Annotated in this window: 19 protein-coding genes; 10 read left to right on the top strand and 9 right to left on the bottom strand. The window is 62.5% G+C overall.

The genetic code is table 11. The features are described from left to right. Nucleotides 1-22: 22 nt before the first annotated feature. Together Q8O96_RS16745 and rsd are read left to right on the top strand one after the other, a co-directional pair. A complete protein-coding gene (locus Q8O96_RS16745; protein WP_305949117.1) occupies nucleotides 23-544 on the top strand; it encodes a disulfide bond formation protein B in 522 nt (173 codons plus the stop codon). Between the two features lie 210 nt (nucleotides 545-754). After that, nucleotides 755-1,213 carry a sigma D regulator gene (gene rsd, locus Q8O96_RS16740; protein ID WP_102862217.1) on the top strand — a complete coding sequence of 153 codons (459 nt, stop codon included), beginning with the start codon at nucleotides 755-757 and terminating at the stop codon, nucleotides 1,211-1,213. Nucleotides 1,214-1,274: 61 nt separating this feature from the next. On the opposite strand, the gene Q8O96_RS16735 is transcribed toward rsd, so the two are convergent. Then, nucleotides 1,275-1,940, bottom strand: a complete 666-nt coding sequence (locus Q8O96_RS16735) for an FKBP-type peptidyl-prolyl cis-trans isomerase (protein ID WP_305949116.1) — start codon at nucleotides 1,938-1,940, stop codon at nucleotides 1,275-1,277. 193 nt (nucleotides 1,941-2,133) lie between these two features. On the opposite strand from Q8O96_RS16735, the gene Q8O96_RS16730 reads away from it, so the two are divergent. Continuing rightward, nucleotides 2,134-3,195 carry an AlgP family protein gene (locus tag Q8O96_RS16730; RefSeq protein ID WP_305949115.1) on the top strand — a complete coding sequence of 354 codons (1,062 nt, stop codon included), beginning with the start codon at nucleotides 2,134-2,136 and terminating at the stop codon, nucleotides 3,193-3,195. Here Q8O96_RS16730 and Q8O96_RS16725 read toward each other — a convergent pair. Beyond that, nucleotides 3,192-3,656 (bottom strand): TIGR02444 family protein, encoded by a 465-nt coding sequence (locus tag Q8O96_RS16725; protein WP_102862214.1) that lies wholly within the window; start codon nucleotides 3,654-3,656, stop codon nucleotides 3,192-3,194. The two genes, Q8O96_RS16730 and Q8O96_RS16725, sit on opposite strands and share 4 nt — an antisense overlap. A 50-nt stretch (nucleotides 3,657-3,706) precedes the next feature. On the opposite strand from Q8O96_RS16725, the gene Q8O96_RS16720 reads away from it, so the two are divergent. From Q8O96_RS16720 to Q8O96_RS16710, 3 genes are all read left to right on the top strand, one after another. Further along, nucleotides 3,707-5,617: an ATP-binding cassette domain-containing protein gene (locus tag Q8O96_RS16720; protein ID WP_102862213.1), complete on the top strand. Its 1,911-nt coding sequence runs from the start codon at nucleotides 3,707-3,709 to the stop codon at nucleotides 5,615-5,617. Next, nucleotides 5,617-6,198, top strand: coding sequence for a mechanosensitive ion channel family protein (locus Q8O96_RS16715; protein WP_305949114.1), 582 nt, complete (start codon nucleotides 5,617-5,619; stop codon nucleotides 6,196-6,198). Before Q8O96_RS16720 ends, Q8O96_RS16715 begins: the two co-directional genes overlap by 1 nt. A gap of 189 nt (nucleotides 6,199-6,387) precedes the next feature. Then, nucleotides 6,388-7,020 carry a LysE family transporter gene (locus tag Q8O96_RS16710; RefSeq protein ID WP_102862211.1) on the top strand — a complete coding sequence of 211 codons (633 nt, stop codon included), beginning with the start codon at nucleotides 6,388-6,390 and terminating at the stop codon, nucleotides 7,018-7,020. A 58-nt stretch (nucleotides 7,021-7,078) separates the two neighbouring features. On the opposite strand, the gene Q8O96_RS16705 is transcribed toward Q8O96_RS16710, so the two are convergent. From Q8O96_RS16705 to Q8O96_RS16685, 5 genes are all read right to left on the bottom strand, one after another. After that, entirely contained in the window at nucleotides 7,079-7,822 is a 744-nt protein-coding gene (locus tag Q8O96_RS16705; protein WP_102881252.1) for a penicillin-binding protein activator LpoB, read from the bottom strand. Between the two features lie 3 nt (nucleotides 7,823-7,825). After that, nucleotides 7,826-8,413 carry a penicillin-binding protein activator LpoB gene (gene lpoB, locus Q8O96_RS16700; RefSeq protein ID WP_060841666.1) on the bottom strand — a complete coding sequence of 196 codons (588 nt, stop codon included), beginning with the start codon at nucleotides 8,411-8,413 and terminating at the stop codon, nucleotides 7,826-7,828. 33 nt (nucleotides 8,414-8,446) lie between these two features. Next, on the bottom strand, nucleotides 8,447-8,818 hold the full coding sequence (locus Q8O96_RS16695) for a YcfL family protein (RefSeq protein WP_060841665.1): 372 nt from the start codon (nucleotides 8,816-8,818) through the stop codon (nucleotides 8,447-8,449). A gap of 12 nt (nucleotides 8,819-8,830) precedes the next feature. Then, nucleotides 8,831-10,324 (bottom strand): COG3014 family protein, encoded by a 1,494-nt coding sequence (locus Q8O96_RS16690; protein ID WP_305949113.1) that lies wholly within the window; start codon nucleotides 10,322-10,324, stop codon nucleotides 8,831-8,833. 204 nt (nucleotides 10,325-10,528) lie between these two features. Next, a complete protein-coding gene (locus tag Q8O96_RS16685; protein WP_115581186.1) occupies nucleotides 10,529-10,801 on the bottom strand; it encodes a hypothetical protein in 273 nt (90 codons plus the stop codon). A gap of 47 nt (nucleotides 10,802-10,848) precedes the next feature. Here Q8O96_RS16685 and Q8O96_RS16680 point away from each other — a divergent pair, with 47 nt between their 5' ends. Continuing rightward, complete coding sequence (locus Q8O96_RS16680; RefSeq protein ID WP_305949112.1) at nucleotides 10,849-12,747, top strand: cytochrome c/FTR1 family iron permease; 1,899 nt, start codon at nucleotides 10,849-10,851, stop codon at nucleotides 12,745-12,747. An 82-nt stretch (nucleotides 12,748-12,829) separates the two neighbouring features. Continuing rightward, nucleotides 12,830-13,285: a YaiI/YqxD family protein gene (locus Q8O96_RS16675; RefSeq protein ID WP_102881247.1), complete on the top strand. Its 456-nt coding sequence runs from the start codon at nucleotides 12,830-12,832 to the stop codon at nucleotides 13,283-13,285. A 42-nt stretch (nucleotides 13,286-13,327) separates the two neighbouring features. Here Q8O96_RS16675 and elbB read toward each other — a convergent pair whose 3' ends face one another. Beyond that, nucleotides 13,328-13,996: an isoprenoid biosynthesis glyoxalase ElbB gene (gene elbB / locus Q8O96_RS16670; RefSeq protein WP_102862205.1), complete on the bottom strand. Its 669-nt coding sequence runs from the start codon at nucleotides 13,994-13,996 to the stop codon at nucleotides 13,328-13,330. Nucleotides 13,997-14,045: 49 nt separating this feature from the next. Continuing rightward, nucleotides 14,046-14,672 (bottom strand): DedA family protein, encoded by a 627-nt coding sequence (locus Q8O96_RS16665; RefSeq protein ID WP_102862204.1) that lies wholly within the window; start codon nucleotides 14,670-14,672, stop codon nucleotides 14,046-14,048. A gap of 207 nt (nucleotides 14,673-14,879) precedes the next feature. Here Q8O96_RS16665 and hemB point away from each other — a divergent pair, with 207 nt between their 5' ends. Both hemB and ppk1 read left to right on the top strand, forming a co-directional pair. Beyond that, nucleotides 14,880-15,893 carry a porphobilinogen synthase gene (hemB, locus tag Q8O96_RS16660; protein WP_305949111.1) on the top strand — a complete coding sequence of 338 codons (1,014 nt, stop codon included), beginning with the start codon at nucleotides 14,880-14,882 and terminating at the stop codon, nucleotides 15,891-15,893. Between the two features lie 18 nt (nucleotides 15,894-15,911). Next, nucleotides 15,912-18,125: a polyphosphate kinase 1 gene (ppk1, locus tag Q8O96_RS16655; protein WP_102862203.1), complete on the top strand. Its 2,214-nt coding sequence runs from the start codon at nucleotides 15,912-15,914 to the stop codon at nucleotides 18,123-18,125. Nucleotides 18,126-18,134 lie beyond the last annotated feature (9 nt).

Here is an 18,134-nt window from a genome sequence, read left to right as displayed (position 1 = left end):
TTCTCTCCGTTACGGATATCTCATGTCGCTGGCCGGCTCTCGCTTGCTGTTCTCCCTGGTGTTCCTGGTGGGGGCTTTTGCCTCGTGGGCGGCGTTCAACCTGCAATCCGGTGGTGGCCTGGAATCCTGCACCTTGTGGGGCGTGCAACGCTTGCTGCTGATGATGTTCGCTGGCGTCAATCTACTGGCTGTGGTGCAGGGGCCGGGGCGCATGGGACGAGCTGTCTACTGGGCGCTCAACCTGATACTGGGCCTGTTCGGAGTGATCACTGCCGGGCGTCATGTGTTGTTGCAGAACATTCCTTCCGAGCAACTCCTGGCCTGCCTGCCGGACATGCCGTTCATGCTGCGCAACCTGTCCTGGTGGCAGGCACTGCAATTGACCTTCGTGGGGACATCGGACTGCGCGGAGGTCACCTGGACCCTGCTCGACATGAGTCTGCCGGAGTGGAGCCTGCTGTTTTTCGTGATCATGCTGATCTTCAGCGGCTACCGTCTGCTGCGCCTGTCTCGATCCAGTCGCAAGGCTGCAGCGTTGCCCTGAGTCATGGTTTGGTGGGAGGGCGCGGATTAAACGCTTGTATGAACTTTATCTCCTGCGTACCTTGATGCTGTTGTCGAGCGGGCATAATCTGGCCCGCACGCGTCACTGGAATTATGTTGCTCGATGCTGTTGCGCCTGACCGGATCCAGAGTCTCCAGAAGGGGGGGGCGGCGGGCAAGCGGCATGACCCATAAGGGAAGAGAGATCACCATGCTCGAAAGTTGTCAGAATGCTCAGGAACGCTGGGGTGGAGTGCATCTGCTGATCGACCGCTGGTTGCAGGAGCGTCACGAACTGGTTCGAGCCTATGATGCGTTGGGTGCCGAGCCCGAAGCCCTGAGCGAGAGCAAGAAATCGCTGCAGGAATTCTGCGGGATTCTGGTGGACTACGTTTCCGCCGGTCATTTTGAAATCTACGAGCAGCTCACCAGCGAGGCCAAGGCCTTTGGCGACAAGCGCGGGCTTGAGCTGGCCGATACCCTCTATCCGCGTATTGATGTGATCACTGAAAAGCTCCTGGCGTTCAACGACCTGTGTGATGCGGGTCAGTGTGTGGCGCAGAAGTTCAAGGAGCTGGGCGGCCTGTTGCACGAACGCTTCGAACTGGAAGATTGCCTGATCGAAGTGCTGCATAACGCCCACAAGCAGGACGCGGTGGCTCAGGCCTGAAAACAGGGCGGAGCAATACAGGAACGGCACGCCTTGGCGTGCCGTTTTTCGTTCCTGTGCCTTAGTCAGCAACGCCCAGCAGTTCGATCTCGAATACCAGGGGGGTGTAAGGCGCGATCAGGTCGCCTGCGCCTTCGGTGCCGTAGGCCTGATTCGAAGGAATCACCAGTCGCCATTTGGCGCCGGTGGGCATCTGCGACAAGGCGCTGCGCCAGCCTTCGATCACACTGTCCAGGCGAAACCACTGCGGTTGCTGGGTCTGGTCGAACACGGTGCCATCGGGCAGGCGTCCGGTGTAGCGCACCTGGACTGAACCGTTGGGGCGGGCCTTGTTGCCACTGCCAGGTGCCAGCTCGGTCAGTAGAATGCCATCGGCCAGTTGGCGCACGCCGGGCTTGGCCTTTTCCTGGTCGAGAAAACGTCGTTCGTTTTCCAGGGCCGCTTCAGTTTTCGACTGGCTCGACTGCTCGCTGATCCGTGCATCGTGCTGAGCCAGGATCTGTTCGATGCGTTCGGTTTTTAGGGCCAGTGGCTTGCCTTGATAAGCGGCTTTCAAACCCTCGACCAATGCCTGGATCTGCAGATCGGGCACTTCGTCACGCAGTCGTTCACCGAGGCTTGCGCCCAGGCTGTAGGCAAGGTCGTGAGCGTCATTGGGCGGCGCTTCGGCAGCAGCCTGAGCCAGTGGCAAGAACAGGCTCAGGGATAAAAACAGGTAACGCGACATGGGCACTCTCCGGCCTGAGTAGCGGTGGATTATGCCAGCGACAAAGCACGGGTTGGTGAGCAACTTCGATGACGGCGAAGAACATTTTCAATCCGCTGCAACGCCGGGCTTTCGATACTGTCAACATGCCCTAGCGGCGGTAGCAGCAGAGGTCTAGTATGAGCCGCAACTCACGTCAGCCAGGAGGTAAACCATGTCGGCCAATAAGAAGCCTGTAAATACTCCGTTGCATTTGCTCCAACAGCTGTCGGGCAGCCTGCTCGAACATTTGGAAAACGCTTGTTCCCAAGCCTTGGCTGATGCTGAAAAACTGCTCGCCAAGCTGGAAAAACAACGGGGTAAGGCGCAGGAAAAACTGCACAAATCGCGCACCAAATTGCAGGACGCTGCGGCGGCCGGCAAGGCCAAGGCACAAGCCAAGGCCAAGACCGCGGTGAAAGAACTCGAAGACTTGCTGGACGCATTGAAAGAGCGCCAGGCACAAACCCGCAGCTACATTCTGCAACTCAAGCGCGATGCCCAGGAAAGCCTGAAACTGGCTCAAGGCGTTGGTCGTGTGAAGGAAGCAGTGGCCAAGGCATTGAGCACTCGTGATGCCAAGCCGGTAGCTGTCGCAGCGAAGAAACCAGCGGCCAAGCCTGCAGCTAAAGCACCTGCCAAATCTGCCGCCAAACCAGTGGCGAAAAAAGCGTCTGCCAGCGCAGCTAAACCCGCGGCGAGCAAACCCGCAGCGGCTAAACCTGCCGCCAAGCCTGCGCCTGCCAAACCTGTTGCCGCCAAGACCGCTGCCGCCAAGCCAGCAGCCAAAGCCGCCGCAGCCAAGCCTGCCGCCGCCAAGCCAGTGGCCAAACCTGCCGCCAAATCTGTAGCAGCCAAACCTGCCGCTAAACCTGTCGCAGCCAAATCCGCAGCCAAACCTGCCGCCGCAAAAGCGCCGGCCAAACCTGCTGCCAAACCCGCCAGCAAACCTGCAGTAGCTGCCAAGCCAGCAGTATCGTCGGCTGCTAAACCAGCAGCCAAGCCGGCCGCCAAACCTGCCGCCAAACCGACTGCGAAAAAGCCGGTGGCCAAGCCTGCAGCAGCCAAACCCGCTGTGGCCAAACCCGCCACCCCGGCAGCCAAGCCAGCGGCTCCAGCACCGGCTGCGGCCAAGCCAGCTGCACCCGCGCCAGCAGCCTCGCCAGCAGCGACTGCGAGCACAGCTCCTGCCGCTCCCGCTCCGGTAACTGCCGGTACTCCTTCCAGCGCTTCTTAAGCGCCGGTCGCCGCGACGCGCAGCACCTGCAGCGCGTCGCGGTTGCGTTCGGCGGCTCCGGCCGCCAATCCTTCAAGCCAGTCTTCCAGGCTCTTCGCTTGAACCTCCGGCCATTCCCGTACCCGCTCCTGCAAACGCAACAGCAATTGCCGTTCGGCTTCCAGTTCCAGGGTCTTGACCTGTTCGCGCAAGGCACTCAACTCAAGGTCTTCGCGGGCCGCATCGCGCCAGCCAATGCGCAAGTCGCGCAAGGGTTGAACCACGTCCCGGTGCCAGGGCGCCGCGAGCTCATTCAACTGCTCCAGGCGCTGGCTATCGCAGCGGACGCCACGCTGGCCAAGCCAGGCTCCACAGAGCAGCAGGCAGACATTGGCCCCTTCGTCCTGTAGCTGCAGGCAGGCTTCCTGCACGCCGGAAAGGGCATAAGTGGTCAGGGAAAAATTCCACAGGTCAGAGGACATAGTGCTACTCGCGCCAGTTGCGAGCGAAGCTGGTAGACTCCGCCGCCATTATGATTCGACTTCAGAACCTGACTTTACAGCGTGGCCCGCAACGTCTGCTAGAAGACGCCGAGCTGACCCTGCACGCCGGCCAGAAAGCCGGCCTGATCGGTGCCAACGGCGCCGGCAAATCCAGCCTGTTCGCCTTGCTGCGCGGCGAGTTGCATCCGGATTCGGGTGACTGCTTCCTGCCCGCCGATTGGCGCATTGCCCACATGCGTCAGGAGGTCGACACCCTCGAGCGCCTGGCCGTGGACTATGTGCTCGACGGCGACCTGCGTCTGCGCCAGGTGCAGCGTGAACTGGCCGCCGCCGAAGCGGCCCACGACGGTGGCGCGCAAGCGCGCCTGCATGCCGAGCTGGATAGCGCCGATGGCTACACCGCTGACGCGAGGGCGCGCAAGCTGCTGGCCGGACTGGGCTTCACCAACGAACAGATGGACCGCCAGGTCGGCGATTTCTCCGGGGGCTGGCGGATGCGCCTGAACCTGGCCCAGGCGCTGATGTGCCCGTCGGACCTCTTGCTGCTCGACGAACCCACCAACCACTTGGACCTCGATGCCATCATCTGGCTCGAAGACTGGCTCAAGGGTTATCCCGGCACCTTGCTGTTGATCTCCCACGATCGGGATTTCCTCGATGCCGTGGTCGATCACGTGGCTCACGTCGACCAGCGCAAGATCACCCTCTATCGCGGTGGCTACAGCGCCTTCGAGCGGGCCCGTGCCGAGCGACTGGCCCAGCAACAGCAGGCCTACGAGAAGCAGCAGGCGCAACGGGCGCACATGGAAAGCTACATTGCCCGCTTCAAGGCCCAGGCCACCAAGGCTCGCCAGGCCCAGAGCCGGATCAAGGCCCTGGAACGGATGGAAGAGCTGTCGGCGGCCCATGTGGACTCGCCGTTCGACTTCACCTTCCGCGAGTCGACGAAGATCTCCAGCCCGCTGATCGACCTCTCTGATGCCCGTCTGGGGTATGGCGAGCGCGCGGTGCTGGAGAAGGTCAAGCTGCAACTGACGCCGGGCGCACGGATCGGCCTGCTGGGCCCCAACGGCGCCGGCAAGTCGACCCTGATCAAGAACCTCTCCGGTGAGCTGCAGCCGTTGTCCGGCCGCCTGACCCGGGGCGAGAACACCGTTGTCGGCTACTTCGCCCAGCATCAGCTTGACTCCCTGGATTCCAAGGCCAGCCCCTTGCTGCACCTGCAGCGGCTGGCGCCCACCGAGCGCGAGCAGACCCTGCGCGACTTCCTCGGCGGTTTCGACTTCCGCGGCGCGCGGATCGACGAGCCGGTGCTGAATTTCTCCGGCGGTGAAAAGGCTCGCCTGGCCCTGGCCCTGATCGCCTGGGAGCGGCCGAACCTGTTGCTGCTCGACGAACCCACCAACCACCTGGACCTGGAGATGCGCCTGGCCCTGACCATGGCCCTGCAAGAGTTCAGCGGCGCGGTATTGGTGGTCTCCCACGATCGCCATCTGCTCAAGAGCACCACGGACAACTTCTTCCTGGTGGCCGACGGCAAGGTCGAGGAGTTCGACGGCGACCTGGATGACTACACCCGTTGGCTGGTGGACTACCGCCAGCGCAATGCCCCGGTCAGCAACACGCCGGTCAACCCGGACAAGACCGACAAGAAAGCCCAGCGCCAGGCCGCGGCTGCTTTGCGTCAGCAGTTGGCACCGCACAAGCGCGAGGCCGACAAGTTGGAAGCCGAACTGGGCAAGGTCCATGAGCGCCTGGCCAAGATCGAGACCAGCCTGGGTGACAGCGGTCTTTACGAAGCGGCGCGCAAGGACGAGCTGCGGGACCTGTTGGCTGAGCAAGCCAAGCTCAAGACCCGCGAGTCCGAACTGGAAGAGGCCTGGATGGAAGCCCTGGAGTTGCTGGAAAGCATGCAGGCAGAACTCGAGGCACTGTCCTGATGGAAGCGTTGCAACTGCCATTGCCGGCGCAGTGGGTCGCTCCGTTGTGGGTGGGCGTGCAGATCCTGCTGATTCTCCTGGCGGGCTATCTGGCCCAGCGTTTTGTCGCCCGTGGCCTGACCCGCCTGGGCGAGCGTTACCCGTTCCCGCCGCAGTTGCTGATGCCCCTGCGGGGCGGTCTGCGCTGGCTGATCATGGGCAGCGCGGTGATCTTCGTCCTGGAGCGCCTGGGGGTTTCCGCCACGGTGTTGTGGACCGCCCTGTCCGGCTTTGTCGCCGTGGCGGCGGTGGCCTTCTTCGCCATGTGGAGTGTGCTCTCCAACCTGCTGTGCGCGATCCTGATCTTCACCGTTGGCCCCTTCCGCCTGGGTGACGTGGTGGAGTTGGTGGACACCGTCGACAAGCCTGGCGTCAAGGGCCGGGTCGTGGCGATCAACCTGCTGTACACCACCCTGATCGAGTCCGAAGAGGCCGGCACCGGCAGCGCCATGGTCCAGGTGCCCAACAGCCTGTTCTTCCAGCGCTCGGTGCGTCGCTGGCGCGGCAGCGATGTGCTGCCGGTAGGAACTGGCGAAAAGTAACCCCTTCCTCTGTAGCCGCTGCCGCAGGCCGCGAACGGCTGTGCAGCTATTGCCCCGTCCTGCGGACCTATCGCAGCCTGCAGCAGAGGCTACAGGGCCGTGCATCACCTTTGGGCGAAAAAAATATAGTCAGCCGCGGGTCGGAGGATTAGCTTAGGCAGTCACGACCAATCCGATCCGAGGTGTGCGATGGTGCTTGAAACATGGCTGGCGTTCTTTGCCGCCAGTTGGGTAATCAGTCTTTCTCCGGGCGCCGGCGCCATTGCGTCGATGTCCTGTGGCTTGCAATACGGTTTCTGGCGCGGCTACTGGAACGCCCTGGGCCTGCAACTGGGCCTGGCCCTGCAGATTGCCATTGTCGCCGCCGGTGTTGGCGCCATCCTTGCTGCTTCTGCCACCGCCTTCTATGCAATCAAGTGGTTTGGTGTGGCCTACCTGGTGTACCTGGCGGTCAAGCAATGGCGCGCGCTACCCAGCGATCTCAGCGATGACGCGGCCATCCGTCCCCTTGGCAAGCCTCTGGCACTGGTGTTTCGCGGCTTCCTGGTGAACATCAGCAACCCCAAGGCCCTGGTGTTCATGCTGGCGGTACTGCCGCAGTTCATCGACCCCCATGCGCCCCTGGTCAAGCAGTACCTGATTCTCGGCGCCACCATGATCGTGGTCGACCTGATCGTGATGGCCGGCTACACCGGGCTGGCGTCCAGGGTCCTGCGTCTGTTGCGTACCCCGGTTCAGCAGCGGCGCATGAACCGTACCTTCGCCGGTTTGTTCCTCGGCGCGGCGGGCTTCCTGGCGACCATTCGCAAAGCCGCGGCCTAGGTTTTCCAGAGACAAAAAAAGGCGACCCCACGGGTCGCCTTTTTCGTTTGCGTACGGCTTAGCGCAGGATTACCGGCGCTGTGTCCGGCGGCAGGTTGTTGCGCATCGGCGCTTGCCCCGGTTGCTCGTAGCCACCGCGACCCAGCTGCTCGGCCATCTGCCGGGTAACGTCTTCGCCCAGGGCCTTGGAGACTTCGCGTACCACCCGTGGCCGGTTCAGCGAGACACGGATGTCGCGGCTGTTCACCAGCTTGGTGTCCTGGCCTTCGCCCATGGCGGTGAACGCCGAGGTGATCTCGAAGGTGCGGGTGTTGATCAGGCTGAAGTCCGCCACCAGGGTCAGGCCCAGCACCGCCGAGTAGCTGTTGGTATTGGCCAGCTCGTTGATGTCCTGGGTGAAGTCGATGTCCGACACCGTGCCGAACAGCACGTAGTCGGCACCCTTGAAGTTGCCCGCCTTGATGCGCTTGATGATGTCGTAGACGTTGGTCTTGGACGCGTCGGTGTGGGGCGAACCCTGCACCAGCTGGAACATCCCGGACTTGAGAATCCCGCCCTTGATATCACCGGTGAACTTGCGCAGTTCGCCTTCTTCGATGTAGCTGGTGCTGGCTTCCAGTTCGTTGTAGCTGGCCGAACCGCTGGAGCTGTAGTAGCCCTCGCGGTAGTTCTGCTGGGCCGAAACCACGTGAATGTATTCCTGCACACGTTCCTGGTAGGCCAGGTCCATGACTGCGACTTTCGGGGCCGCCTGGGCGCTGAACGCACAGGCCAGGGCCAGGATGCCAATCCATGCACGCATTGCTTAGCGCTCCGTGGTCTTGCGGATCTCTTTCTCGTCCATCCACTCGGCCAGACCGCTCTCGACGTCGATCAGTTGCAGGCTGAATTTGTAGAAGACGTCCTTGTAGTCGCTGCTGCGCTTGACGATGGAGCTGATGGAGCCCTCAAGACGGTACTTGGCGGCGACCATGTTGCCGGTCTTGGCCACGGTGGACTTCTTGTACAGGCCGCTCTGGTTCTGCAGCTTGAGCTGGTCGACCTGGCTCTGCATGGCTGTGTTGTCGCTGGCGAAGCGGGCGGTGCCGGATTTCATCAGCTGGGTCTTGATCGAGGTGGTGATCTCGCGAGTATCGATGTACTCGCTGGTCTTGTTCTTCACGTCGTAGACCTGCACCACTGGGCGGCCCTGGAGGATGCCGGACTGGGCCAGGGAGCGGGTCATGGATTCGGCGATCATCTGCAGGTCGGTGGAACCGAACTCGTTGGTCACCAGTTCCACGGCCTTGCTGTCGCCGTAGCTGATGTTCTTGCCGCCCAGGACCGGGGAGTTGTTGGCGCAGCCGCTGGCCAGCAGGGCGACCACGGCGAGGAAGGAAAAGCGTGCAAACATGGAAGTGCTCTCTTGATCGGGTTCAGGAACGGCTTATTGGGTTTTGACTTCCAGGCGGAAGTCAGTGGCCTTGGGCACCGGCGCGATGGCCGGCAGGAAGGTGGCCTGGGCCGCGTACAGGTTGAAGACTTTCCAGCTTTCTTCATCGGCAACCGGGAAACCGTCGTCACCCAGCCAGACAAAGCGGTAGTACATGGTCATGTTGGTGTGGCTGGTGTTGTTCAGTGCCACCTTGACCGTCAGGAAGCCGTTTTCACGGGCGACCCGCATCGCGCCGATGGCGATGTTGTTGAACTTGTTCATCACCACCACCTTGCTCGCGGCACTGCCGGGGGCGGGAGGAGGCGGGGTGGCGCAACCGGCCAGTAGGGCCAGTGCGGCGACAGCGAGAAGTTTCAAGCGCATGGGGGGCTCCGCTTAAGGACGTTGGTTGCTGGCCATGTTCTGGCCGGCGTTGTTCGGGATGACATGAGCGGCCAGGCCGCTGCTGAACACCTGGTTGCCCACTACGCGCAGGGCGATCACCTGATAGCGCTGATCAACCTTGACCTGCACTTGAGTGCCGCCCTGGGCGTTAGGCAGGCTGAGGCTGTGCTCGCCCTGCTTGAGACGCAGGCGGGCGACCTGGGTGTTGTCCGGCAGGGTGCGCCAGGTGCGGGTATCGGCCCCTTCGGTCACCGCCGAAGCCAGGCCCACGGCCAGGCCGGCCAGGGGGTTGACCTCGTTGAGGTTCTTTTGCGCCACGCCACGGGTCACTGCACGCACAGTGGTGCGCAGGATGATCCCCGGCATGTCGTCACGCAGGGCGCGGCGGGACATGGCGGTGGTGCTGTTGAGCAGGGTCAGGTTCTGCTGCTGACCATCGATGCCGATCTGGGTGAAGGTCTGGGTCGAGGTATCGGCCTTGATCACCGGGAACGACAGTGGAGTGATGACCAGGTTGCCGTTGATTGGCAGCGGCAAGGGAATGCGCACCGAGTCCCGGGCCGGGGCCAGGCCGCTTTGCACCACGATCAGCACGTCGCTCTCATCGGCCGCCAGGGCCGCTACCACCGGAGCCTTGACCGGAGCCTTGGCGGGCGTCTTGCGTTTGGACTTGGTCGAGGATTTGCCCGGGGCTTCGACTTTCACCGGTTCCACGGGGGTGTCCAGGTTCAGCAGGGCCTGTTCCAGCAAGGGCGTGTTGGGACGCAGTTCCGCAGCCTTGCGGTAGCCGGGAGCCGCCAGGTCCTTCTCGCCCAGGGCTTCATAGACGAAGCCGGCCAGGTAGTGGCTGAACGCACTCTGGTAGCTGTTCTTCAGGTTGACCACATCGGGAGCGTCGAGGGCTTCCACGGGATAGCCCTTGAGGTCCTTGTACTCGGTTTTAACCCCTTGCTTCTCGGCTTCGTCCTCGCGCTTGAGGTATTCCTTGTCCCGCAGTTCGGCGATCACCGCTTCGCGTTCGTGGGTCTTCTTGATCGCCATGCGGGCGCCGTCGAAGTCGTTGCTGGCCAGCAGGTTCATGGCCATCTGGGTCGTCAGCATGACCTTTTCGTAGTCATAGCCTTCGTAGCGACGGACTTTGTCGTTGACCAGGAAACTGCCGAACTGGGCCAGGTACTTGTCGGTGTCGAGCTTGACCGAGTCTTCCCAGTTGCCCACGACCTGATCGGCATGGCCCCAGGCGGCCTGGCTGCCATTGAGGTCGCCCTTGGCCCGCAGCAACTCGCCCTTTTCGAAGTAATAGAGCAGGTCCTTGTCTTCACCCTTGTTGTTTTTTTCCAGCAGGGTCAGGGCGGCATCTAGGTTGCCGGCACGCAGTTGCTGGTTGGTTTCCTGAAGCTCGTTGTCGTAGCTGCGGAAGGCCGAACAGCCTGCGAGCAGGGTGACTGCGCCGAGCGCAATCGAGGTGAGGACGCGGGATGCCATGGGTACTTCTTCTTCCCTGAATGAGACAGCCTGGCGTGCGGGTCGGGCTGGACGAACCCATTGGCAGGAACTGCGGCTACGCTGCCAATTCCTCATAAAAAGAGGAGCTTAAATGCCGTCTCGCTATAACGAGGGCGCGGCATTATAAACGTGGATTCTGGCGCTGTAATGGCTTTTTAACTTCAATTTGATTGGTGTTTGCCACTATGTGAGCGGCTGCTCATTGGTGGTCGAACCAGGCTGCCAGCGGGCTCTTTTCCAGGGTCGCGGGGCGATGACGAACAGCTCATCGCCCACGCGCCTCAGGCTGATGACCTGGTAGCGCTGGTCCAGCTTGAAGCGCAGTTCGCCGGTCTTGCCCAGGGGCAGTCGGTGTTGGCCTTTTCTCAGGCGCAGACGGGTCACCTGGGTGGTGTCGGGCAGGCGCTGGTCGGCGCAAGTGTTGCAACAGGCGGATAAGCCTTGAGTGAAACTCATTGGGAGTGAACAATATGTTACTTCGTATTTCCATTTGAGATTCGTTCATGACTGGCCCTTCCCGTTTACTGGCATTGCTGGTGCTGCCGCTGCTCGCGCTCTGCAGCTTCAACCTGCTGGCCGATACCGTCGATGGCGCGCCCAAGGCCCTGCATCTGCTGGATTACATTGGCGCCGACTACCCGCCCACGGTTGAAGCCGGCAAGGTCATCGACGAGTCCGAATACCGCGAGCAGGTGGAGTTTCTCGGGGTCCTGCAGGGGCTGATCGCCGACCTGCCGGCCAAGCCGAAGAAAGCCGAGCTGGAGCAGGGCATCGTCAACTTGCGCAAGGCGGTGGACGACCGCGTCGAGGGCAGCCAAGTGGCACGCTTGGCGCGGCAGATGGGGGCCAAGCTGGCGGTGGCCTATGAGGTCAGCCAGGCGCCGGTCATCACCCCGGACCCTGCTCGCGGTGCGCCGCTGTATGCCCAGCATTGCTCGGTCTGCCATGGGGAGAAAGGCGCAGGCGATGGTCCGGCAGGTGTGGGCATGACCCCGCCGCCGGCCAATCTGCGGGATGCCGAGCGCCTTGATCGCCTGAGCCTGTACGCGGTCTACAACACCCTGGGGCTGGGTGTCGAAGGCACCGACATGCCGGCCTTCGCCGATCAGTTGGATGACCGGCAGCGCTGGGACCTGGCCACCTACATCGCCGGGTTCAGCGCCGATCCTGCGGCGGCCAAGGGCGAGCAGAGCTTCAATCTGGCCGACCTGGCCCGGCAGACGCCTGCTGAAGTGCTGGCTGCTCAGGGGCCGCAGGCAGCGGCCACTTTCCGTGCCCAGCGGGCCCAGCCGCCTCAGGTCAAGCGTGGCCCGGCGCAGTTGCTGGACTACACCGCTTCGACCCTGGACAAGAGTCTCGCGGCTTATCGCAACGGCGAGCATGAGCAAGCCTACGATCTTTCGGTAGCGGCTTACCTGGAAGGTTTCGAACTGGTGGAAAGCTCCCTGGACAACGTCGATGCCACGGTGCGCAAGGACACGGAGAAGGCCCTGATGGCCTACCGGCAGTCGTTGCAGGACGGATTGCCGGTGGCCCAGGCCGAACAGCGCCTGGACGCCGCCAAGGCCAAGCTCAAGGCGTCCGCCGAGTTGTTGGGTGGCGACAGCCTGAGCTGGTCCCTGAGTTTTATCTCCGGTTTGCTGATCCTCCTGCGCGAAGGCCTGGAAGCCATTCTGGTGCTGGCGGCGATCCTTGCGTTCCTGCGTAATACCGGCCAGCAATCGGCGGTGCGCAGTGTCAACGTCGGCTGGGGCCTGGCGCTGTTGGCCGGCCTGGCCACCTGGGCCCTGGCGGCTTATGTGATCGACGTCAGCGGTTCCCAGCGGGAGCTGCTGGAGGGGGCCACGGCGTTGTTCGCCAGTGTCATGGTGCTGTGGCTCGGGGTATGGATGCATGATCGTCGGCATGCGGCGGCCTGGCAGGATTACATCAAGACCAGCCTGGTGGGCGGCGGCGGGCGTTTCGGTTTTGCCGTGCTGGCGTTCTTCTCGGTGTACCGCGAGCTGTTCGAGGTGATCCTGTTCTACGAGACCCTGTGGCTGCAGGCAGGCCCAGCCGGACATAACGCGGTCATGGCGGGTGGTGCCACCGCTCTGGTGTTGCTGGTGGGCCTGGCGTGGGTGATCCTGCGGGGCTCGGCCAAGCTGCCTTTGGCGCTGTTCTTCGGCATCAACGCGGCGTTGCTGTGTGCCTTGTCGGTGGTATTTGCCGGGCACGGGGTCAAGGCGTTGCAGGAAGCGGGCATCTTCGGCACCCGGCCAGTAGCCTTCTTCGATTTCGACTGGCTGGGCATTCATGCCGATGCCTACTCGCTGGGGGCTCAGGCTGTGGCGATCCTGGCGATCGTGGTGCTGTACAGTCGCAGCCGCATGAGTGAGAAGCAGCGACTGCGCGCGTCTTGAGTCGACAGCGTCGCTGATCGCGGGCGAGCCCGCTCCTGCGGGGGCTGGCTTGCCCGTTTTGCATTTTGTGAGGAGAACATCAATGCGTGTCTGGATCGATGCCGACGCTTGCCCCAAGGCGGCCAAGGATCAGGTGGTGCGCTTTGCCTTGAAGCGCCAGTTCGAGGTGGTGCTGGTGGCCGGGCAAGCGCAGATCAAGCCGGCTTTCGCCTGCGTCAAACTGATTGTGGTGCCCAGCGGTCCGGATGCTGCCGACGATTATCTGGTGGAGCATGCCGTGCCCGGTGAGCTGGTGATCTGCAGTGATGTGCCCTTGGCCGACCGCTTGGTGAAAAAGGGTGTGTCGGCCCTGGACCCGCGTGGCAAGGAATTCGATGCACAGAACATGGGGGAGCGCCTGGCGGTGCGTAATCTGTTCACCGATCTGCGGGAGCAGGGGCAGGTCAGTGGCGGACAGGCGCCTTATGGCGAGCGGGAGAAGCAGGCCTTCGCCAATGCCCTGGACCGGATTCTGACCCGGCTGGCGCGTCAGGCCTGAGGGAGGAACCAGCGGCTCCTCCTGAAGCGGGGTGTCAGGGAGTCACTGCTCGCCTTCGTGGGTCAGTTCCAGCACCCGGTCGACCAGTTTGTTGATCCCGGAGGCGGCTTCGCTGATGGATTGCGCCAGCATATAGGCCGGGGTGCTCACCAGTTTGCGTGCTTTGTCTTCGACGATGTCGCCTACTGCGCATTCGGTGTGGCTGGCGCCCATCTTGCCCAGGGCCGCTGCGGTATCGGCATCGTTGCCGATGGTGCAGGTCACGCCAGGACCATAGATCTTCGCCGCCAGGGCCGGAGCGATGCACATCAGGCCCACCGGTTTGCCCGCTTCGGCAAAGGCTTCGGCCAGAGCCAGGACGTCCGCCTGGACTGTGCAGGCCGCGCCTTCGGTGGCGAAGCTGGAGAGGTTCTTGGCTGCCCCGAAACCGCCGGGCACGATCAGCGCGTCGAAGTCTTCGACATTGGCCTCGCGCAGGTCCTTGACCTGGCCACGAGCAATGCGCGCCGATTCCACCAGCACGTTGCGGGTCTCGGGCATGGCTTCGCCGGTCAGGTGGTTGAGCACATGCATCTGCGGGATGTTCGGGGCAAAGCACTGCACCTGGGCGCCGCGTTGGTCGAGGCGCAGCAGGGTCATCACGCTTTCGTGGATCTCGGCACCGTCGAACACGCCGCAACCGGAAAGGATCACTGCAACTTTTTTGCTCATGGTTTTTCTCCAGGTTCAGGGTGCTGACAGCATGCCAATGACCGGCGCGTTACTCCACTGATGTCGTCGAAGCCTTGGCCTTGGCCTGTTCGGCGGCTTGTTCGGCGTCATAGATCTGCTTGGCCAGACGGGCGTTCTTGAAGCGTCGGCGCAGCCACAGGCCGAAACCCAGCACCAGCAACGCGCCCAGCACCCACAGCTCGTACTTCTTGATGCTGCCGAGCATGCCTTCCATGACCGCGCCGAAATGGTAGGCGGCCTGGGCCAGGGCCACGGCCCAGACGGCCGCGCCGATGCCGTTGAGCAGCAGGTAGCGGCCCGGCGGATAGCCTGACAGACCAATGGCCACTGGCATCACGGTGCGCAGGCCATAGACGAAGCGGAAGCTCAGCACCCAGATATCCGGATGCTTGCGGATATGTTCCAGCGCCCGATCGCCCATCATTTGCCAGCGCGGTTTGCGCGCCAGCAACTTGCGGCCATGCTTGCGCCCCAGGAAGTACCACAGCTGGTCACCGGCGTAGCTGCCGAAGAAGGCAACCACCATCACCAGGTTGATATCCATGTATCCGCGGAACGCTAGAAACCCGGCTAGAACCAGAATGGTTTCGCCTTCGAAAAACGTACCGAGAAAGAGGGCGAAATAGCCGAAATCCTGAAGAAATTGTTGGAGCATTGTCTGGATGCTGGCGAAATGAACGCGCAGCCTACCCCTTCGACGACGTTGGGGAAAGTATCGAAATGTGTCTCGACGTGAACAATTGGGCCAATGACAATGAGTGTTGCTGCCGGTCAACAGCTTGAGCACAACTGTCATCTGTTCGTCATAATGCCCGCTTATAACTGTCACGCTCGCCCGCCAGCGCGGGCCCTGGAGTCCGCCGTGAGCTTTACCCCTGCCAGCCGCCTGTTCCCTGCCACTCGTCTGCGGCGTAACCGCCGTGATGATTTCTCGCGCCGTCTGGTTCGCGAAAACCGGCTGAGCGTGGACGACCTGATCCTGCCGGTGTTTGTGCTCGACGGTGATAATCGCCGTGAGGCGGTGGCTTCGATGCCGGGCGTGGAGCGCTTGACCATCGACCTGTTGCTGGAAGAGGCGGCGCATTGGGTCGAGCTGGGGATTCCGGCCCTGGCGCTGTTCCCGGTGACGCCGGCCGGGCTCAAGTCCCTGGATGCGGCCGAGGCCTGGAACCCTGAAGGGATTGCCCAGCGTGCCACCCGCGCCTTGCGCGAGCGCTTCCCGGCGCTGGGCGTCATCACCGATGTGGCCCTGGACCCGTTCACCACCCATGGCCAGGACGGCATTCTCGACGAGCAGGGTTATGTACAGAACGACATCACTGTCGATGCCCTGGTGCGTCAGGCCCTGTCCCACGCCGAGGCCGGCGCCCAGGTGGTGGCGCCGTCGGACATGATGGACGGGCGGGTCCAGGCGATCCGCGAAGCCCTGGAGCTGGCGGGACACGTCAACGTGCGGATCATGGCCTACTCGGCCAAGTACGCCAGCGCCTATTACGGCCCCTTCCGCGATGCGGTGGGTTCGGCGCTGAACCTGGGCAAGGCCGACAAGGCCTCGTACCAGATGGACCCGGCCAATGGTGACGAAGCCCTGCATGAAGTGGCGGCGGACCTGGCGGAAGGGGCGGACATGGTCATGGTCAAGCCGGGCATGCCGTACCTGGATATCCTTTTTCGGGTCAAGGATGAATTCAAGGTGCCGACCTTTGTCTATCAGGTCAGCGGCGAATACGCCATGCACATGGCGGCGATCCAGAATGGCTGGTTGGGTGAAGGGGTTATTCTTGAATCCCTGACCGCTTTTAAACGTGCAGGTGCTGATGGCATCCTGACTTACTTTGCCGTTCGTGCTGCTCAATTGTTACGAGAGCAAAAATAGCCCTCCCAGGAACACGCGATGAATACTGAAGGACTCTCAGAAGTTGCCGTAAAAGACGCTCAGCCGGTGGTCGAGCCAGTGGTTGAAACCTCGCCGGAGCTCGAGCCCGTGCCCGTAGTGGCCGAGGTGCAACCGACGCCGGCCATTGTCATCCCCAACCTGGATGACAGCAGCCTGTACATTCACCGCGAACTCTCGCAACTGCAGTTCAATATCCGCGTGCTGGAACAGGCGCTGGACGAATCCTACCCGCTGCTGGAGCGCCTGAAGTTCCTGCTGATCTTCTCCAGCAACCTGGACGAGTTCTTCGAGATCCGTGTCGCGGGCCTGAAGAAGCAGATCACCTTTGCCCGGGAACAGGCCGGTGCCGACGGCCTGCAACCGCACCAGGCCCTGGCCCGCATCAGCGAGCTGGTGCATGGTCATGTCGATCGCCAGTACGCGATCCTCAACGACATTCTGCTGCCGGAACTGGAGAAGCATCAGATTCGCTTCATCCGTCGCCGTCACTGGACCACCAAGCTCAAGACCTGGGTCCGGCGCTTCTTCCGCGACGAGATCGCGCCGATCATCACCCCCATCGGCCTCGACCCGACGCACCCGTTCCCGCTGCTGGTGAACAAGAGCCTGAACTTCATCGTCGAGCTGGAAGGCATCGATGCCTTCGGTCGCGATTCGGGCCTTGCGATCATCCCGGCGCCGCGTCTGTTGCCGCGCATCATCAAGGTGCCGGAAGAGGTCGGCGGCCCTGGCGACAACTATGTGTTCCTGTCGTCGATGATCCACGCCCACGCCGACGACCTGTTCCAGGGCATGAAGGTCAAAGGCTGCTATCAATTCCGCCTGACCCGTAACGCCGACCTGGCGGTGGACACCGAGGACGTCGAAGACCTGGCCCGCGCCCTGCGCGGCGAGTTGTTCTCCCGTCGCTACGGTGACGCGGTGCGTCTGGAAGTGGCCGACACCTGTCCGAAACATCTGTCGGACTACCTGCTCAAGCAGTTCAACCTGCACGAGACCGAGCTCTATCAGGTCAACGGTCCGGTGAACCTGACGCGACTGTTCAGCATCACCGGCCTGGACAGTCATCCGGAGCTGCAATACACCCCGTTCACCCCGCAGATCCCCAAGCTGCTGCAGAACAGCGAGAACATCTTCAGCGTCATCAGCAAGCAGGACATCCTGCTGCTGCACCCGTTCGAGTCCTTCACCCCGGTGGTCGACCTGCTGCGCCAGGCCGCCAAGGACCCGCATGTGCTGGCGGTGCGCCAGACCCTGTACCGCAGCGGCGCCAACTCGGAGATCGTCGACGCCCTGGTGGACGCGGCGCGCAACGGCAAGGAAGTCACCGCGGTGATCGAACTGCGTGCGCGCTTTGACGAAGAGTCCAACCTGCAGATGGCCAGCCGCCTGCAAGCGGCCGGCGCGGTAGTGATCTATGGCGTGGTGGGCTTCAAGACCCACGCCAAGATGATGCTGATCCTGCGTCGCGAGGCCGGTGAGATCGTGCGCTATGCGCATTTGGGCACCGGTAACTACCACGCGGCCAACGCCCGCCTGTACACCGACTACAGCCTGCTGACCTCCGACGATGCCTTGTGCGAAGACGTCGGCAAACTGTTCAGTCAGCTGATCGGCATGGGCAAGACCCTGCGCATGAAGAAGCTGCTGCATGCGCCGTTCACCCTGAAAAAGGGCATGCTCGACATGATCGCCCGGGAGACCCAGTTCGCCCTGGACGGCAAGCCGGCGCACATCATCGCCAAGTTCAACTCGCTGACCGATCCGAAAATCATCCGCGCGCTGTACAAGGCCAGCCAGTCCGGCGTGCGCATCGATCTGGTGGTGCGCGGCATGTGCTGCCTGCGTCCGGGGATTGCCGGGGTGTCGCACAACATCCATGTGCGCTCCATCATCGGTCGCTTCCTGGAACACACTCGGGTGTTCTACTTCCTCAACGGCGGCGAGGAGCAGATGTTCCTTTCCAGTGCCGACTGGATGGAGCGCAACCTCGACAAGCGGGTCGAGACTTGCTTCCCGGTGGAAGGCAAGAAGCTGATCCTGCGGGTCAAGAAAGAGCTGGAGAGTTATCTCACCGACAACACCCACAGCTGGAGCCTGCAGTCCGACGGCCGTTACATCCGCAACACGCCGACCGGCAACCAGAACCCGCGCAGCGCCCAGGCGACTTTGCTGGAGCGTCTTGGCAGCCCGGTGTTGCCAGTGCGCTAAGCGCCACAG

The organism is Pseudomonas sp. LPH60 (assembly GCF_030718165.1).
Taxonomy (GTDB): Bacteria; Pseudomonadota; Gammaproteobacteria; order Pseudomonadales; family Pseudomonadaceae; genus Aquipseudomonas; species Aquipseudomonas danubii.
This window is presented reverse-complemented; position numbering and strand designations above follow the sequence as displayed.

Excerpts from the sequence above, each read along its gene's own strand:
- elbB (WP_102862205.1), bottom strand. The coding sequence starts at position 13,996 with ATGAGCAAAAAAGTTGCAGTGATCCTTTCCGGTTGCGGCGTGTTCGAC.
- Q8O96_RS16710 (WP_102862211.1), top strand. The coding sequence starts at position 6,388 with ATGGTGCTTGAAACATGGCTGGCGTTCTTTGCCGCCAGTTGGGTAATC.
- lpoB (WP_060841666.1), bottom strand. The coding sequence starts at position 8,413 with ATGTTTGCACGCTTTTCCTTCCTCGCCGTGGTCGCCCTGCTGGCCAGC.
- Q8O96_RS16695 (WP_060841665.1), bottom strand. The coding sequence starts at position 8,818 with ATGCGCTTGAAACTTCTCGCTGTCGCCGCACTGGCCCTACTGGCCGGT.
- Q8O96_RS16735 (WP_305949116.1), bottom strand. The coding sequence starts at position 1,940 with ATGTCGCGTTACCTGTTTTTATCCCTGAGCCTGTTCTTGCCACTGGCT.
- Q8O96_RS16675 (WP_102881247.1), top strand. The coding sequence starts at position 12,830 with ATGCGTGTCTGGATCGATGCCGACGCTTGCCCCAAGGCGGCCAAGGAT.
- Q8O96_RS16720 (WP_102862213.1), top strand. The coding sequence starts at position 3,707 with ATGATTCGACTTCAGAACCTGACTTTACAGCGTGGCCCGCAACGTCTG.
- Q8O96_RS16665 (WP_102862204.1), bottom strand. The coding sequence starts at position 14,672 with ATGCTCCAACAATTTCTTCAGGATTTCGGCTATTTCGCCCTCTTTCTC.
- Q8O96_RS16705 (WP_102881252.1), bottom strand. The coding sequence starts at position 7,822 with ATGCGTGCATGGATTGGCATCCTGGCCCTGGCCTGTGCGTTCAGCGCC.
- Q8O96_RS16725 (WP_102862214.1), bottom strand. The coding sequence starts at position 3,656 with ATGTCCTCTGACCTGTGGAATTTTTCCCTGACCACTTATGCCCTTTCC.
- Q8O96_RS16685 (WP_115581186.1), bottom strand. The coding sequence starts at position 10,801 with ATGAGTTTCACTCAAGGCTTATCCGCCTGTTGCAACACTTGCGCCGAC.
- Q8O96_RS16680 (WP_305949112.1), top strand. The coding sequence starts at position 10,849 with ATGACTGGCCCTTCCCGTTTACTGGCATTGCTGGTGCTGCCGCTGCTC.
- Q8O96_RS16715 (WP_305949114.1), top strand. The coding sequence starts at position 5,617 with ATGGAAGCGTTGCAACTGCCATTGCCGGCGCAGTGGGTCGCTCCGTTG.
- rsd (WP_102862217.1), top strand. The coding sequence starts at position 755 with ATGCTCGAAAGTTGTCAGAATGCTCAGGAACGCTGGGGTGGAGTGCAT.
- Q8O96_RS16730 (WP_305949115.1), top strand. The coding sequence starts at position 2,134 with ATGTCGGCCAATAAGAAGCCTGTAAATACTCCGTTGCATTTGCTCCAA.
- ppk1 (WP_102862203.1), top strand. The coding sequence starts at position 15,912 with ATGAATACTGAAGGACTCTCAGAAGTTGCCGTAAAAGACGCTCAGCCG.
- Q8O96_RS16745 (WP_305949117.1), top strand. The coding sequence starts at position 23 with ATGTCGCTGGCCGGCTCTCGCTTGCTGTTCTCCCTGGTGTTCCTGGTG.
- Q8O96_RS16690 (WP_305949113.1), bottom strand. The coding sequence starts at position 10,324 with ATGGCATCCCGCGTCCTCACCTCGATTGCGCTCGGCGCAGTCACCCTG.